The sequence below is a fragment of the Nocardia suismassiliense genome (genome assembly GCF_900269665.1).
GTDB classification, from domain to species: Bacteria; Actinomycetota; Actinomycetes; order Mycobacteriales; family Mycobacteriaceae; genus Nocardia; species Nocardia suismassiliense.
Window position 1 is genome coordinate 35,741 of the sequence record NZ_LT985362.1, and the last position, 15,263, is coordinate 51,003.

Genomic DNA, 15,263 nt, shown 5'->3' on the forward strand with positions numbered 1-15,263 from the left:
GCGATACCGGCCAAAGACAAGGCTCCCGAAGACCTTTCGCCTCGCCGCACCAGCACACTTGATGCGTTCGCCGATGACCCAAGTATGTCGCCGCGCGGCGCTACGGTGAACCGAGCAGCACCGGGTTGGGGAGACGCCATGGAATCGCACTATCGCACGTGGGTTCAGCTCGACGGCCGCGCCGTACCCTACGACGAAGTCCGCGACGATCCAGATGGATCGGAATGGCTGTTGTCGCGGGCCTGGGCAGACAAGTCGGCACGGTGTCTGTGCCAGCGGCCATCCCCACTACCGTTGGTCACCCGCTGCCGAAGCGGGCGGTATTCCTTAGCCTGTTGGCCCCGCACCGGCGCCAGACATGACCCGCGGTGCGCCTTTCACCGCCTGGACCCAGAACTGACCGGGCAAACCGCCTACCAACTGTCGGCCATCCGACCCACTGACGACGGCGGCGCGCTGATCAAGTTCGCGGGCCCATTGACGAGCACCCTGGCCGAGGCCACCGACGAACCGATCACCCGCTCGACGAATCCGGCCCTTGGGCGCTCCAGTATCGGGCCGACGGGCTTACTGCACTACTTGTGGGAAGAATCAGGACTGACCACATGGCATCCCGGAAACCATGGCCGCACATGGGCGTTGGTGACAGCGATGCTGCGCGACCACATCGCCGGGTGCACCATCAACGGACAACCAGGCAGCGACGTGCTCTACGTGGTTCCGCCGTACACGCGCGGCACCGACAACACCATCGCCTTCGACACCTGGCTGGGCACCCTGAACAGCACACCCACCCACAAACGGCGCGGGTTCGTGCTCGGCGTGCTCGAGCGAACCACACAAACCACCTACGGGCACCGCTACCAACTGGCCGGCCAGCGCGCCCGGCAGGTGTTCGTGCGCACCACGCTGCACGAGCGCCTCCTCTCCTCCTACCGCAGTGCGATGTCGAAGGCGGCCGCGGACGCAGACGGGCGCAGGGTCCTGTTCGCCTACGTTGAACGCTCGGCCAAGGGCTACACCGTCGCCGTCGACGCCTCGCTCATGCTGACCAACCACCTGTGGATCCCAGCCGATTCCTCACACGAGGTCCGTGCCGCCGACGCCCTGGTCAAAGCCAAGAGAGCGTTCGTCAAACCACTGATCTACGACCGAGAGGACCTGGTACTGCCCGATTTCGTCCTGACCGACGAGGACCCGTACGCGGTGTTCGAAGTTTGGGGCCGAACCGACAAGGATTATCTTGCCCGCAAACGCGACAAGCAGGCCTTCTACGCAGGCAAGCATCTCTACGAGTGGAACGTCGATGGACCCATGCCATCGCTCACCCATCCCCGCACCGCAGAACGCGACCGCCGATCCTCGCCCCACGAGAGCTGACCGACCACACCCTCACTTGGCCAGCTGGCGTCCACGTCGCGGGGTCGTGTGAGGCGGCGCAACGCTTGGGCCGATGAGACCCCGCTACTTCACCCCTTGCGGGGAAGGCCAGCCGCCACGGCCCCCAGTGACTCGAAGGCAGATGCGGTTCGCGCGTGTACCCAACACGCTCTCTGATTTCGAGAACTTGAATGCGAGCTTCGATACCTAGCGGCACCCGGGAACACCCGTCCACCAAGGATGCGCAACGCCTGCATGCTATTTCATCCTCATCGTCCCACCCGGGCACGGGGTCCGACCAATGGCCCATCATCATCGCCGCGCCGGATCGCTGATCCCAGACCAGGCGCCCGGCCTACCGGAGCACACCTCCCTGATCGATGAAGGCGCACGACTGCACGCGAGCTGTCAGCCGAGATCGGGTGAACATCCCTACTGCCTCTCCGTCAGCCGGGAGCAGTCAGGGCCGATGCGATGCCGTTGTGACCAAGTAGCCATATTGGTAGTCAGCGGCGGGTGCGCCTTATCGCCGTGCTGGTTCTTAATTGCTATAGCTCAATTGAGTGTCACAGTGACGTAGTGATGCGATTGGAGTAGTTGGTCGAGTAGTTCCGCGCGCGGCGTCGGATCCGTGACATCGGGCGTACTGGCTGCCGCCCTGGCGAGCGGTATGCCGCTCGCGGAGATGGTTCCCGCGCAGCATCTTTCGTGGCGCGGTCCGCTGTCTGACGGTTCGCGCCCATGCGTCCCATCGGCTCGGCGGGAGACCGCAGAGCGCGCTGCGAGTCTCGTATTATGCACATTATTTCGTTATGATTTGCAGAGAAGTCCGGCCGGTGATAGCGTCGATTTCACATCGCGATCTATTCATCACCGTCGCCCCCCCATCGGTCGAATCCCTGAATTATGTAAGCCCCGTTCGCCCCTCCGGCAAGAGTTCACGCGAACGGGGCTCAGGCCCATCACCAGGAGTGTCATGAAAGCCCCCTCGGGTCGCGCAGCGGACGCCGCCCAGTCTCTGGCCGACAAGATCAAGACCTGCCGACCGCAGGGCCCCTCGTCTTCGCTGACCTTGATCGACGCAGACCCAGCCATGTGGGGTGAGGCCATCAGGATGATCGTCGCCCTGCTCACCGAGGACAACCGTGTCGGCGCGGGATTCTGGCTCGACGCTCCAAGCCACCGCGACGGCAACGACCACATTCCCGCCGACTCTGACCGGTGCCAGCTGCTCGACCATGACGGCAGCTGGCGCTGCATGCTCGATCGCATTCGCGAAGTCGCCCGCTATGCCGCTGCAGAGGCCGAGGCCAATCGCGCGCCGGTCGTGCTCGTGATCAACTCGGTGACCGCGCTGTCCGACATCACCAGAGCAGGCGCAACCGTCCAAGCACTGTGTAGCGAAACCGCACAAGGCAGGCTCGATGTCGACCCATACGCCGACGTGCATCCGGAGAGAGGGCATTGGACCCAGCCAAACAATCGATGGCGGCTGCTGATGCGAACCCTCAAGGAGTTCCGGGGGATCGTCGTCGCGACCTCACGCGCGGCTACCGTGCCCGCCGAGGAGGGGGCCACCGAGATCGAGGCACTGCTGCAACGTCGCGACCTTCCCCGTGAACTCCTCGGCCAGGTCGACGCATACCTGGTGTTGCGAGCACTCGCACCGCCAAGGCTGGTCGCTGCGCCGCAACTGCACGGGCCACTACCGCGAGCGGTCCCCGACCTGACCGTGGCGGCACTCATCTTCGACCAGCTGCAATTCGACCCAGCGACCCTTTCGACGCCCTACACCATGCCGGTGCCGATCGAGATGCTGGCGAACGAACTGTTCGCTACCGCATCAACCCCCGATCTCGAGCGCCTCTACGCCGAACATCAACAGCGGCCAGGCGGCAACGATCCACTCCTGGATGCAGCCTATGAAGCGCAGCGTCACTACCTGATTCATGTGGTCGATTCGCCCGCATTCCTGTCGAACGCGACCACTTTGAGTGACCTGAGGCTCAAGCGCGACAAGCTCGCCGATCGCAAAGTCGATCTCGACCACCCCGCCGTCCAGCGAGCAGGGCGCAAACAACGCAACATGCTGCTCGACGCGATGTTGCGGACATTGCGAGCAGCGGCGACCGTGGACGATCTCAACCGGGTTTTCGAGTCCTGCCGCGCCGATGTCGGTCGGGCCGAGGAAGCCGCACTCAACGCCGCCTACGACGACACCATGTCCCGATTGGTCAGAGAAGCCAGCGACGAATCAGCGTCAACGGAACTCAGCCAGACTCCGGTAGCCGACCAAAACGGCACCGCCGCAAACGAACTCATCACCACCAGCGGAGTCTGAATCGACCGCTGGGATGGCAGCGCGCCTCGCGCGTCATGCCCAGCGGTCGATAGCCGCCGGAGCCCAGCACTGCACCCACCTGTGGAGCACACCTTCACCGACTGCCTTCTAACAACCCAGCTCCCCACCGAATAACCGACTCGGCTGTCGTATGTTGGAGGCATCCGGTATCCACGGACGATGGCAGGTTCACTCCCGCGCCACCGCCTCCGCGATGGACACCACGTAGGACACTCCGAAGGACATAGGACACACCGAAGGACAACAACCTCATGTTCTGCACACGCGTCACTGCCGCCGACATCAACTCCCATATGAGCGGCAACGACGGGGATTGCACGCTGTGCCTAGGAACCGGTCATCCCGTGGACACCCTCGTATGCTCTGCTTGTGACGGCGGCCGCCACGATGAGCAGGTGTGTGAACATTGTGAGGGCCGCCAGGTCGTGCTCGTCACCCGGCCTCACCTCAGGTGTATGGCGGCCGCAGCTGCGCAGGCCACCGCAGCCATCGCCGACCAATAGCGCCCCACCCGCACACGAGGACGGACACCCCAGAACATGGCATTACCTATGCCCGCCTCCTCCGGGCGTGCCCAACTGGCTGAGACCGTTGCTGGTCTACTCGCCCACCTTGACCCCTACGATTCCGATCAACGCGAAGTCTTGCGCCAGCGTCTTACCGCCGCAGGGATCACCCCCCACATGCACACCGAAAAACTGCCGAAGATGCAGGCAGCCATGCTTCCGGATAACCTGACCCCACAGCAACAGTCCAAAGGCCTCGACGAACTCAGGGTCAACTACTTCGTCGCGCGCGAGCTCCCGCTCCTTGACTGGCCGACGGATCAGCGCATCGAATATGAACTAGGAAAACTCCACGCACAACTCGCCGACAGCCCCGACACCGGCGCCTACCGGCCACTCGCCCCCGACGTCTACCACGACCACCTCACCAGCAGACGTACCCAGCTCCACAACCTCAGCCACCCCTGACACCCCGAAATCGTTGCCGCAACTGTGAGGCAATACGGCGTCGTTTACCGGTCGACCGGGCAATCCGGTGCAGATGATGTGGTGGAGCGTTGCTGGCGGCGCAGCGATGTGATTAGTCTTCGGTCCGGAGGCCGAAATAGGTGAATGGCTATCGGGAGGGGTGCGCTATGGAATCGCCGCTTAAGTTTGTTCGACGGCGTCGTGACGAGCGGCTTCTGAAGGACGCGATCCTGATCGGCGACCTGGCATCGCTCGCGTCGCGGGATCTCGCGGACAAATTGTGGTCACGCGTTGGCCAGACGCCGCGGTGGCGTCGAGCCCGGGTGACCCCTCACAATGCGCGGGAGAGACTGCGCGAATCCCAGGACGGTCTTCGCTACGCCGATGACGGCCGCCGACTGCTCGTCGATCGCCGACTCCGGCGCATGATCAGTGGGTATGTGCGTGAGGCGATCTTGGCTGGCAACCGCGATGAAGCCGAGCATTTGCAGGAACTGCTGGACCGCGGCAGATCGGCACCTCCGGACTGGGAGAGCAGCGGAGCCTGGTACGAAGCGCAGCACATCGCACCGTGATCGGCGGGGCGTGCTCAGCCTCCTGAAAGTCGCAAACCATCCGAACTCGCTCAACTCCGACGCTGCGTGAACGTCCACGTTCTCAGGCTGCACTCACCGCGTCGTCGTCGACTGCCGGAGCTGTTGAGCGTCGCCAAGCGTGCGGGCTTCCACTGTCGCCGCGCAGTCAGCGGTGGGCGCAGCCAGCGGCCGACGAGTGTGAGCCGGATGCCTTGTGTGGCTGTGGTGTTGGACCGCACTCAGGTCGCATCAGCTGGCTCCGATCGCGGTCCCGGCGGTAGCGACATCAATATCAATGTCTGGGAATCCAACCGCCGGTGCATCAAATCGGGCCGCACCAGTTCCTGCGGGTGTGGACTCGGTGCGTGTCGACACCGTGGCGAGCAGGTCGGGTGGTGTGAATAGTGACATGTCGGTGTGGGTCACCATTTCCCACCACGCACCGAACCCGGCATCTGTGACCTTGTCCTGGACATGAGCAGGTGCGACGACGAAGAAGTGCTCGAGCTGATGGGCTCCAGTGCGGTCACGCTCGGCGACGTAGGCGCGTGCGATGCCGTCCTCACCGAGTACGGTCGCCGTGGGTGCAAGAACAGGCTCTCCGTACGCGTCCAGACCAACCTTCACCTGCAGCGGCTCACCGGTCAGCCAGGCGTTCATCTCCTCGACCGAGCCAACGTCGATCGCACGCACCGACCGGGCCGGCTTCGTCTTGGCCGGGTTCTTCTTCGTGGGGCGCGCGCCACGGCGCAGTTCATATAGCGCGTGCGGTTCGTCGGCGAGAGCCTGTTCGAATCGGTCGACAATTGCCCCCAGCCCGGCAGCGCGCAGGTGATCAGAAAGCCGTTGGCCGCGGATCAGTCCTTGTCTGGGGTTGAGCGATATCGCAGTTCGCTCCATCAGCAGCGCGGTGGCTGCCGCATCGGGGTTCTTGGCGTACTCAGCGAAGGTGGCGTCACGACCGCGTTGTGTCGAGAGAGCGAAGGGACAGAAAGTGCAGGCCGACTTGCGAAATTCGCGCCCGGTCGTTTCCCGAAGGTATTGCTGCGCTGTCTCTCTCGTCCAACCCCATTCGATCAGCGGATACTCGCCACGGCGTGTTGCGGTGTTCTCCTTAGCGTCCTTGCGCGCACGGGAAAGCTCAGCGGCTTCGTATCCCATGGCGTGGCGAAATGGCAGCCCGTGAGTGATCGCGGCGATCACAGGGTCGAGCACCTCGCCCTTTGACGAGATCGAGCAGGCCCTACGTCCGCCGGTCTGGGGGACCGTTGCGGCGGAGTGCATTTCGGTAAGAAGTGTGTAGGCACCCGCAGCGTGGAGTCCGTGAGGTGTTCGTGAATCGGCGAAGATCACGACCCCGGAGCCGTCATTGCCAGCGCGAGAACGACCACGACCGGCTTGAATGAATCGTATACCGTGCTCGGCGAGCACGGGCAGAATTACTTCGGTGACATCGCTGATCGTCTGATCCCATTCGCTGCCGACCATCGCAACAACGACCGCGAGATCGTCCAGTTCGAAGTCACGGCAACTGGGGTCGTGAATCCAGCGCAGCAGCAACGCCGAGCTGTCGACCCCGAGGCCATAGGAGAGAACGACTTTGGCGGGCGGCTCGTTGGGGGAGAGTCCGTCAGCGATCCCGGGCCATGTGCCTAACGATGGCAGCGCCGCCGATAGCGTCAAGTCCGTTGGGTTCACCCGAATCACGCTATGGACGAGTCACCGATCCCGAGATGCGCGATCTCACCCGCGGGGGGCCTACCGTCGGTGTGTCATACAAAAGCGAAATGGGGTCGCCAAGCCCGACGGGGCGACGCAGCATGATCAACGAAATCGTCCGAGCCTGAGGGGTTTAGGTGGACGTTGGTCCCGATGAATGTGTGGTGCTCGTGCGAGTCTGAAATGGCGGCAGTATCAGGAAGTGAGTGGACCGGCGTCCGTGAGTGGCCTGGCTGACGCCGCATGGCCGCCGGCAATCGAAGTGTTATGCGGCAGTCAGGCACCAACCGCCACTGCGGCACCGTCGTCGACCATCAGAGCACCGGGCTGCACAGGCTCGGACACAAGGCGGCTGCCCTTGTCGGCAATGGTGGATTGTGCTGCAGCGCGGGTTGTTTGGGTCATCATCGCTGCCCCGAGCGCTGAGTCGTCGGCAGGACTGTCCGATTCGGCCTCGGCCAGCTGAATGCGGGTCGTGGCTTCCCAATGCTCATAGCGGGGTTCGTCGAGCTGCATCAAATCTCGGGGATCATCAGCGAAATCGACGTTGAGGAGCCTGTGCTGGATGATCTTGATACCGATGCACAGAGCACGATCCTCGACCTCTGGAGGAGCGCCCTCGAGGCTTTTGTGCAGCTTTGTGAGCAGGGTGCTGGGGAACTGCTCGCGGGCCGCAAGCTCAGGTAGGCGTGCGAGCCAATCGAGGGCCCGCTCCTGGTCAAATTCACGGTCGTCTCCGGGGACCGTGAGGTCAGATGCATCGACACTATCGGGTGCCGACTCGGCGGGGACTACCTCGGCATCTGGCTCGGCGTCAGCCGCGAGGCCTTCGCCGGCATCGCGGCCGTCGGCTTCGGTGCCGGCACTCTGGCCGGCAACACGAGAAGCGAGCGTGGCTGCGGTGCCGCGCAATTGTGATAGCCCGATCCCCATCCGCTGCTTGAGCTGGTCGATTTGATGGCGCAGTACGTCACGTCGGAGTTTGAGATCGATCGGAAATACTCGGACACCGAGGTCATGGTCGAACTGCAACAGCATCAGTGCGTGGGTGCGCTCGTAATCGGTGAGCCCCCGGATCGTCTCGATCGTGTTCTTCAGGTCGTTGCGCTGCTCGACCAGGTGCTGCGGCAGTTCGATGGGGCCCAGGTCCTGTTGTGCGGCCGCGTCGTTGGCTTGTACAGCATTCTGGTGTCGACGGTCGCGCTCAGCGATCTTGCTGGCGCTGGCCGCCGCCCAGAAATCGCGGAGCAACATCGCAATCGTCGAACGCGCCGCGGCGCGTTCGACTTCCATCACGCGGCGATGTTTGCGCAGCTCACGGCTGATGCTCTTGCGAACAGAGGCAGGCGGTGAATCCTCGTCGGGATTTGCGTCCTTCCATGTCGAGTAGATGGCTTGCACCCGACGCACCGTCGCGTCGGAGTAGGTAGGGCCGCTGGTGCGCGTGCCGGTCACCGCGTTGACGGGACGTTGGGTTACGGAAGAGTCAGAGTCGATGATGTCAGCCATTGCGGGTTCCTCGTCATGAATTATGTTGTCGCGGAATGGAATAAGGGAACGAACACGGCCAGCGTGGGCCCTCAGATTCCGGCGGCCGGCGCGGCGTCCACCCCCGCCGCCAGCTCGTGGGCGGCCGGTGTGATGTCGGTGCCGGCGCTCGGGTCCTGACCGCGCGACAGGGTGCTCGGGCGTGCCAGGGCCGCGATCTCGGCACCGGATTCGAACACTGCCGAGAGGTCCATCGGTGTTGTGGGCGTGTCGAGTTCGGGCGTTCCCGGCAGATACGGTCGGGCCTCGTGCCACATATCGAATTGGTGCGGATGGACGACCAGTGCGACTGGCTCCCTGGTGAACTTGATGTTGGCCTGCGCGTCTTCGACAACAGCGCCGACGACGATTCGCGCCCGGTCGGCCATCTCGTTGTCGAGGACGCCGCGATCCAGGGCCTCGATGATTTTCTCCGCTGTCCGCGAGCGACCGATCTGGCGGACTTCGGTGAATGCGGCCTCAGGCAGGATATCGAGCTGGCGCATAATCTCGGCGCGAGTCGCACTGGGCACCGCCTGGCGCGGTGGCGCTGGGCTGGGCCGTGATGCCGGGACAGGTGCGACGGTTGGCAGGTGATCAGGCCCTGGCGCCACCGGTTGCGCTGTGGCCGCACGGGTGAAGACGGTCGTGACTGCTGCTCGGAGTCGTTGCCACACGGAGGGCTGCGGCGGGGCGAACAAAGGCAGTTCGTGGCTGTCGGCGCGATCGAGTGCGTCGAGCAACCGCGTGCGGTCGCGGTCGTTGATGATGTCGTCGGCGTGATTGATGTCGAATCTGAGTTCGGCGCGCCGCCTGGCTATGAAGTCCTCGACGATGGGTGTGCGGCCTGCACCTGCTTCTGCCTCACGGGCATCTCCGCGGAAGGCGAGAATCAGCGCAGTGAAGTGGTTGAGGGTGCCGCTGGCAGCCGAGGATGGCCAGCGAGGTATGTCGCCGACGGGATCGAGCCCGCGGCCGGGTGTGCCGGTGAGGTCGGCCATGTCTTTTCCTTTCGCGGGGGTTAGGGGCCTGACTGCCCGAGTTCGCCGATGTCGGGTTCGGGGCCCGGCGGGGCAGGGTCGAATCCGTGGGGGTCATAGGCGTTGAATCGGGTGCGGGGGTCGAATCGCGGCCTGTCGTGAGCGCCGACGGCGGAGGCGTGTACGTCTTGGGCGCTTGGCGTTGGGTCCGCTGGTGGGGGGCCGAACATCCTTGCCGGGCCGTCGATTTCACAGAACACCTCGACAAAGCCTGCCGCGAGATCCGACAGCGCGCGTGGATCGCGGCGATGGTAGGCGCTGGCCAGATCCTCGAGCCGCGGTCGCGGGCGCGAGAGCTCTGCTTCAACGACCTCGTGCGGCAGGAGCTGGCGATAGATCGCGTTGCGGGCCCGGTCGGAGAGGTCGAACGGATCGGTCAGAGACACCACGGTTGTCCGATAGGTCGGGTGGGTGTCATTGTCGAGTGCAGAAAGCGCCAGCTCCGGCGCGGTCGCGGCGATGACGGTGATGTCGGATCCAGGCAGGCCATAGGCTTGGATCGCGGCGGTCACTGCCCGAATGCGTTCCTCAACGGTCAGCGGGTTGCGCTCGGGGGCGAGGCGGGCCTGAAGTTCTGCGTAGAAGTCGAGCAACTCGTCCGAAGGGTGGACGCGCGGGCGGGACTTCTCATCGATCACCGCGATCTCGACGTGGGTGAACTGTTCCATCAGGTCCGCGATGGCCAGCACGTCGGCGGTGGTCAGTATCTGAAAGTCACCGAACACCACGGCTTCTCGGATCCCGCCCCGCTGTGTTGCCGCGTCGGGACGGTACTTCGGATAGGGCAGGATCACGCCGGTGAGGATCTGCTCGGCATCTTCACGAACCCGGGTCAGTGCTGGTGCCCATTCCGGGCGCATGTGATCGCCCACGAACGCGTAGAGCTGTTGAAAGGCAACGCTGTCGGGATAGCTGAGCGGCCGGCTGCGGACGAACTCGAGCACCGCGCGAGTCGGTAGTCGCCGATCGTCGTGTTCGATGGAGTAGCTGTAGTCACCCCATTGGCCGGTGCCGAGCCTGGTCTTGCGTGCCACCGCGCCGGTCAGGTAGCTGAAGGGAATGCCGGTGCCCGCGGCGTGCGGGTCATAAACCGGGCTTGCCCCGGCCGGCGGAATCGCTTCGCGACGGTAGACGCTGATCGCGTCGACCTTCAGGTTCTCGTCCAGCCAGTCCGCGACAGTGGGCTGGTGGGAGTATCCGCGATCGTGATCGCGGGTTTCCGGTGCAGGTTCTTGTGTGCGGCCGGGGATTTCGTAGGATTGCTGGTGAACCGAAAGGCACGTCAGCAGGCTTTCGGCGCGGTGTGTGCCCATCAGGCCCGCCTCGATGTGGTAGGCCTGCAACGAGCCCGGTGACGAGGTGAACGGTTCCAGCACCGTGTCCAGGTCGGTCTCGGTGTCCGGGTCGGCGACGATGATCACGTTCACGCGTCGCCGCGCGGCTTCGGTGAGGATCCGGTGGGTCCAGCCGGCCTCTCTCACCGCGTTCGCGACCTTGTTCCGTGCAGCCCGAGGGCCGCGCGGCTGCAGGGAGAGTGACCAGTAGTCGCGGTGGAATCTGTGGAACATCGTGGTGTCGATAACTGCTGTGGTGGGCCGGGTTTCGTCGTCTTCGAGGGCTTTGAGCTCTTTGGCGACCGCGCTGTGCCCCGCGCCAGGGTGCCCGGTCAGAACCAGCACCCTCGGTTGTGCGTGCGGGCTCAGGCCCGCGAGCATCGGCAACAGAAGGTTGCGATAGACGCGGTCGACCTCGTGTGAGGGGAGGATGTAGCGGGCCAGCGAGGGCTCCGGGCGAGTCACAGCAGCACCAACTTGGCCAGAGTGACGGCATCGACGACATGGACTCGGGCCACGGCTGCGCTGTCGCCGGGTGCCAGGGCGAGGAGCTGTTGTGTCCACTGGTCGAGCTGTCTCGCCCAGCGTTCGTCACCAGCCGCGAGCGGTCCGGCGTACCCGATGAGTGTCGAGAGGATGAGCTGGGCCGTTTCGAAGCGCGCGACCGCACCGATATCAATCGGGGTGCGGTCTTTCATGATTGCCTCCACATCTCGGGTCCGCAGATCAGCGTTGAGGATCGGAGGCCGCTGAGGATGCCAGCCCACACCGATGGTGTGGAGCTAGAGGAAGTGGCCGGCGACTGCGGCACCGCAGATCAGGGCGAGTACTCGTGAACAACACCGTCGGCGAACCCGTTAGCGCGGGGTGAGCATCAGCAGGTCCCAGTTGCTGCGAGGCGCTGATCGATAGGAACTGGCGATGTAGGACACCCATCGGGTGCGCGAGGGATGCAGCATCGTCAGGTCGGTGTCGTGGATGTCGTCGCTGCTGACATCGGTGTCCCACATCTTCTGGAACTCACCCGCGCGGCTGCAGGAGGCGACCACGGCGTCGAGGTAGTCCTGCGGCACGACGCCAGGGGAGAGCACCTGCAGCGCGTTGACCATCACGTGCGCGTGACGGGCCCACTCCTGGGTTATCTGGCGTGACAGTCGTGACAACATCATCCACTCGATGATGTTGGTCGGACGTGCCGCAGCGGGCGATGCTGGTGCGAGACCGGGGAATTGGCGCCGAAACGCGGCGTTGGCGGCCATGAGATCGTAGGTGGGCAGTCTGCGGTAGCAGGCAGGAAACGGCAGCAGTTCCAGGTGCCGCAGCTCCGACACGCTCGGTTCGGGCAGGCGCGCCCCGGCCCCCAAGTGCATCTGCAATTCGAACAACGCGGGCTGGGACAGACTGATGATCCGTTCGCGGTACCAATCGTTGGCGTTCAACGAGGCGAACCAGAACTTCAGCTTGTCCAAGGTCGGCATTCGTTCGCCGGTTTCCCACTTTTCCAATGTGGATGACGTCACGTACGCGCGAGGAGCTAACTTGTCGCGCGATATGTTCGACCGTTCGCGGCATTGCCGCATCGTCTGGCCCAGCAGTAGCATTCGTTGTGGCGCCGCCACGGTTACGGTTTGGTCCCCCGGCACGAGATGATCCCCTTTCCCCGATCCGCGCAACCTCCGCAATCGCACATCGGGCTTCCGAACGAACTGCCCTTCTTCACATCCGATGACGACTAGAAGCGGTGCCCGTCTCTGGATCGAGCGGAAATGCTCGGTCGCTGGAAACGGTCAAATCAGCCTGGGATCAGCGATCAGAATTGGAACACAAACCCGCAACACAATCCAGGACTCATCGAAGACCCTCCCGTTGAAAAAAATGGGCCTGAGCAGCAACGTCGCTGATCGGCATGCACATGGTGTGAAGAAAATAGAAAACTTCGACACCGAAGCTGCACACGCTGTGAAAGATTCGGTTGTTCCGTCGGATACCCCTGCATTGCTATCGTTTTAATGTCTGCGCGCTCCCACCCCCGGAGTTGCAAAGACCGCGACCTGTGAGACCCATCTCCCCCTGCATGCGGTAGCAGGTCGCGATTCCCCCGAAATGTGGCCGTGACGAAGATCCTTCGTCACGGCCACAGCCGTTTCCAGACCTTTTCCCGCTGCTCAACGGGCATCGAAAAATCGATGTCCCACCGGCTGTGTGGGATGCAGGACTACCGCGACCGGGCCCCGGTGAGACTGCTAACCGATATCCCCCGGAGACGCCCTGAAAGCGCACCCGGGCGATATCCGGAGAAATCGCGGGAACAGATCAGATTCGAACACGGGGGAGCTACGCATGCCCGGTAACGCGGTCAGCAGACCACCGCTGCCATCAGCGACTGCCGAACCCGCTGCCTCGGCTGTGATCCGAACCTTCTGCGGCGGCTCCGCTACCACCCCCGCGCCTACCTCGGCTGAACCAGCTGCGGCTCGGCGCGGGCCTCACCAGGACGGTGTGCGCCCGGCATACCGCATAAGAAAGGAACACCCTCCTCATGGCCGGAATCCTCAGCATGGTCAATCTCTTGGCGTCGATCGCGGCCAGCGCGAGCGCCACGGTCAGCAATGTCGTCAACATCGTGCTCAACCTGTTGCCGCACTGAGTGATCCAGGTGGCTGATCCGGGCGCAACGCCCGGATCAGCCACCAACGGACGGCCTCACCGCCGCGGCTGTGTCGCGTTCTCGCCCCCACGTCGCACCACCACCACCCCTCCTCCTCATTGGACGAATCTGTGCAATCGCAACGCCTTCTGATCAGCGCAGCAGTGCTGGCCATGATCGGCGCTTTGACCTGCTACTCCGCCGTCGACGCCACCGCAGACTCCGTGCTACCGGTCGCGCAGGCTGACGACTTCTACCACCCGCCAGAGACGTTGAATCCGGCGGAACCCGGCCAGGTGCGCCGATGAATCTCCACAATCTCGACAGCGCTGTGACCCCACTGCCCCAGCAGGTCCGCACTCTGGACGTCGGCGACGGAATGCGCCTGGCGCTCAACCAGACCGGCGACAGCGCCGCAGCGCTGACGGTGCTATACGTCCACGGCCTGTTGTCGGGCACGGACTTCTGGGGTCCGCTGACCGAACTGTTGCATCCGCAAATCGGGTCACGGGCAACGCAATTGGCCTTCGACGCACGCGGTCACGGACGAAGCGGCTGGCCGCACCGCCGCGCGAAGACAGATTTCTCGGTGTTGGCCGACGACTTGGCCCATGTCGTAGACAGCATTCGCGGACCGATCGTGCTCGTCGCCCACGGCATCGGCAGCTTCGTCGTTCTCGAACACGCGCGCCGCCATCCCCGCCAAGTCCACGCCCGCCTCGCCGAGGTCGTGCTCTTCGCCGCGGCGGGGGAGGAGTACGAGGGCGAGGCGCTGCGCGCCTTCAAGCCCGCCGCCGCGGGCGTGCGATGGATGCGCCACCGAGGACTGCTCGACAACGTCAACGCCGCAGGGCACCGCTACCTGTCCCAAAGGCTGTGCACGCTGGCCACCCACGCCAAACCTGGCCTTGCCCAACTGATCCCGAGTCAATCGCCAGTCGATCCCCGGGTGACCGCCGATCTCTGCACCCACTGCACCACCTACAGACTGCACGAAACCACTGTCCGCACCCTGGCCACTTCCCGGGTCCGGTTGATCACCGCCGAATTCGACACGCTCGTACCCGCCACCCAACCCCAGCAGTTGGCCGACCGGCTGCCCGGAGCCCGCGTCGAACACGTAGCCGGAGCGGGGCATTCGCTGCCGTTGACCAACCCGCAGCTGGCCGCTCCGGCAATCCTGTCAGCCGTCAACCGCCTCGCCCGGCCCATCCCCGCAGCCGCCGGGAGTCAACGATGACCGCGAACCCGACACCAGCCAGCACCCTGGCTGCCGCGTTCGCGGCAGCGCAGCAGGCCGCTGGTCATGCCGGAGACGGCGTGATCGTGGTGGCACTGCGCTCCCAACACACCCCGCTAGTCCTGCACCAACCGGTCGAAGGCTTCAACGACGACGCCGCGGTCGCGGTCGGCTCGGCAGGGCTCGGCGTCGTGGTCATCGCGACCTGCGCCGCCAACGGCGCGGGGGCGGCATTGACCATCCTGCACCGCATTTGCCGTCGGCTCGCAGCGGCCACCGGCGTGGAGTGCACGCAGATCTACGCGCCCTCGCTACGCGCCGGATCCTGCTGGACCAACCTGCGCCTGAGCGACGGCCCGACGGCCGGATTCATCCCGCCGGTGCGCCTGGGCGGACGTCTACTCCACAACCGCACCCGATGGTTGCAGACGCGCTTGACCTCGGGAGGGCACCGCTGATGGCTCA

General features: G+C 64.4%; 13 protein-coding genes. 7 read left to right on the forward strand and 6 right to left on the reverse strand.

What is annotated here, in order from left to right:
• The first annotated feature begins 138 nt into the window (after positions 1-138).
• From DBO33_RS41085 to DBO33_RS41105, 4 genes are all read left to right on the forward strand, one after another.
• Positions 139-1,380, forward strand: coding sequence for a DUF1173 family protein (locus DBO33_RS41085; RefSeq protein ID WP_159080764.1), 1,242 nt, complete (start codon positions 139-141; stop codon positions 1,378-1,380).
• A 631-nt stretch (positions 1,381-2,011) separates the two neighbouring features.
• Complete coding sequence (locus tag DBO33_RS41090; RefSeq protein WP_159080765.1) at positions 2,012-3,721, forward strand: hypothetical protein; 1,710 nt, start codon at positions 2,012-2,014, stop codon at positions 3,719-3,721.
• Between the two features lie 572 nt (positions 3,722-4,293).
• Positions 4,294-4,716, forward strand: coding sequence for a hypothetical protein (locus DBO33_RS41100; RefSeq protein ID WP_159080766.1), 423 nt, complete (start codon positions 4,294-4,296; stop codon positions 4,714-4,716).
• A gap of 167 nt (positions 4,717-4,883) precedes the next feature.
• On the forward strand, positions 4,884-5,291 hold the full coding sequence (locus DBO33_RS41105) for a hypothetical protein (protein WP_107661055.1): 408 nt from the start codon (positions 4,884-4,886) through the stop codon (positions 5,289-5,291).
• Positions 5,292-5,540: 249 nt separating this feature from the next.
• On the opposite strand, the gene DBO33_RS41110 is transcribed toward DBO33_RS41105, so the two are convergent.
• The 6 genes from DBO33_RS41110 to DBO33_RS41135 all read right to left on the reverse strand — a co-directional run bounded on the left by DBO33_RS41110 (position 5,541) and on the right by DBO33_RS41135 (position 12,512).
• A complete protein-coding gene (locus DBO33_RS41110; RefSeq protein WP_199857083.1) occupies positions 5,541-6,989 on the reverse strand; it encodes a hypothetical protein in 1,449 nt (482 codons plus the stop codon).
• Between the two features lie 297 nt (positions 6,990-7,286).
• Complete coding sequence (locus DBO33_RS41115) at positions 7,287-8,519, reverse strand: hypothetical protein (protein WP_159080767.1); 1,233 nt, start codon at positions 8,517-8,519, stop codon at positions 7,287-7,289.
• 71 nt (positions 8,520-8,590) lie between these two features.
• The gene (locus DBO33_RS41120; protein WP_107661057.1) at positions 8,591-9,538 is read right to left on the reverse strand and encodes a hypothetical protein; all 948 of its coding nucleotides are present in this window, start codon (positions 9,536-9,538) and stop codon (positions 8,591-8,593) included.
• Positions 9,539-9,558: 20 nt separating this feature from the next.
• The gene (locus DBO33_RS41125; protein ID WP_107661058.1) at positions 9,559-11,376 is read right to left on the reverse strand and encodes a zeta toxin family protein; all 1,818 of its coding nucleotides are present in this window, start codon (positions 11,374-11,376) and stop codon (positions 9,559-9,561) included.
• A complete protein-coding gene (locus DBO33_RS41130) occupies positions 11,373-11,609 on the reverse strand; it encodes a hypothetical protein (protein ID WP_159080768.1) in 237 nt (78 codons plus the stop codon). The genes DBO33_RS41125 and DBO33_RS41130 overlap by 4 nt, the downstream gene beginning before the upstream one ends.
• Positions 11,610-11,768: 159 nt before the next feature.
• A complete protein-coding gene (locus DBO33_RS41135; protein WP_107661060.1) occupies positions 11,769-12,512 on the reverse strand; it encodes a helix-turn-helix domain-containing protein in 744 nt (247 codons plus the stop codon).
• Positions 12,513-13,689: 1,177 nt separating this feature from the next.
• Here DBO33_RS41135 and DBO33_RS43350 point away from each other — a divergent pair.
• From DBO33_RS43350 to DBO33_RS41145, 3 genes are read left to right on the forward strand one after another with little or no spacing between them, the layout of a single operon-like run.
• Positions 13,690-13,866, forward strand: a complete 177-nt coding sequence (locus tag DBO33_RS43350) for a hypothetical protein (RefSeq protein ID WP_159080770.1) — start codon at positions 13,690-13,692, stop codon at positions 13,864-13,866.
• The gene (locus tag DBO33_RS41140) at positions 13,863-14,798 is read left to right on the forward strand and encodes an alpha/beta fold hydrolase (RefSeq protein ID WP_107661061.1); all 936 of its coding nucleotides are present in this window, start codon (positions 13,863-13,865) and stop codon (positions 14,796-14,798) included. Before DBO33_RS43350 ends, DBO33_RS41140 begins: the two co-directional genes overlap by 4 nt.
• The gene (locus DBO33_RS41145; RefSeq protein ID WP_107661062.1) at positions 14,795-15,256 is read left to right on the forward strand and encodes a hypothetical protein; all 462 of its coding nucleotides are present in this window, start codon (positions 14,795-14,797) and stop codon (positions 15,254-15,256) included. Before DBO33_RS41140 ends, DBO33_RS41145 begins: the two co-directional genes overlap by 4 nt.
• Positions 15,257-15,263: the final 7 nt, after the last annotated feature.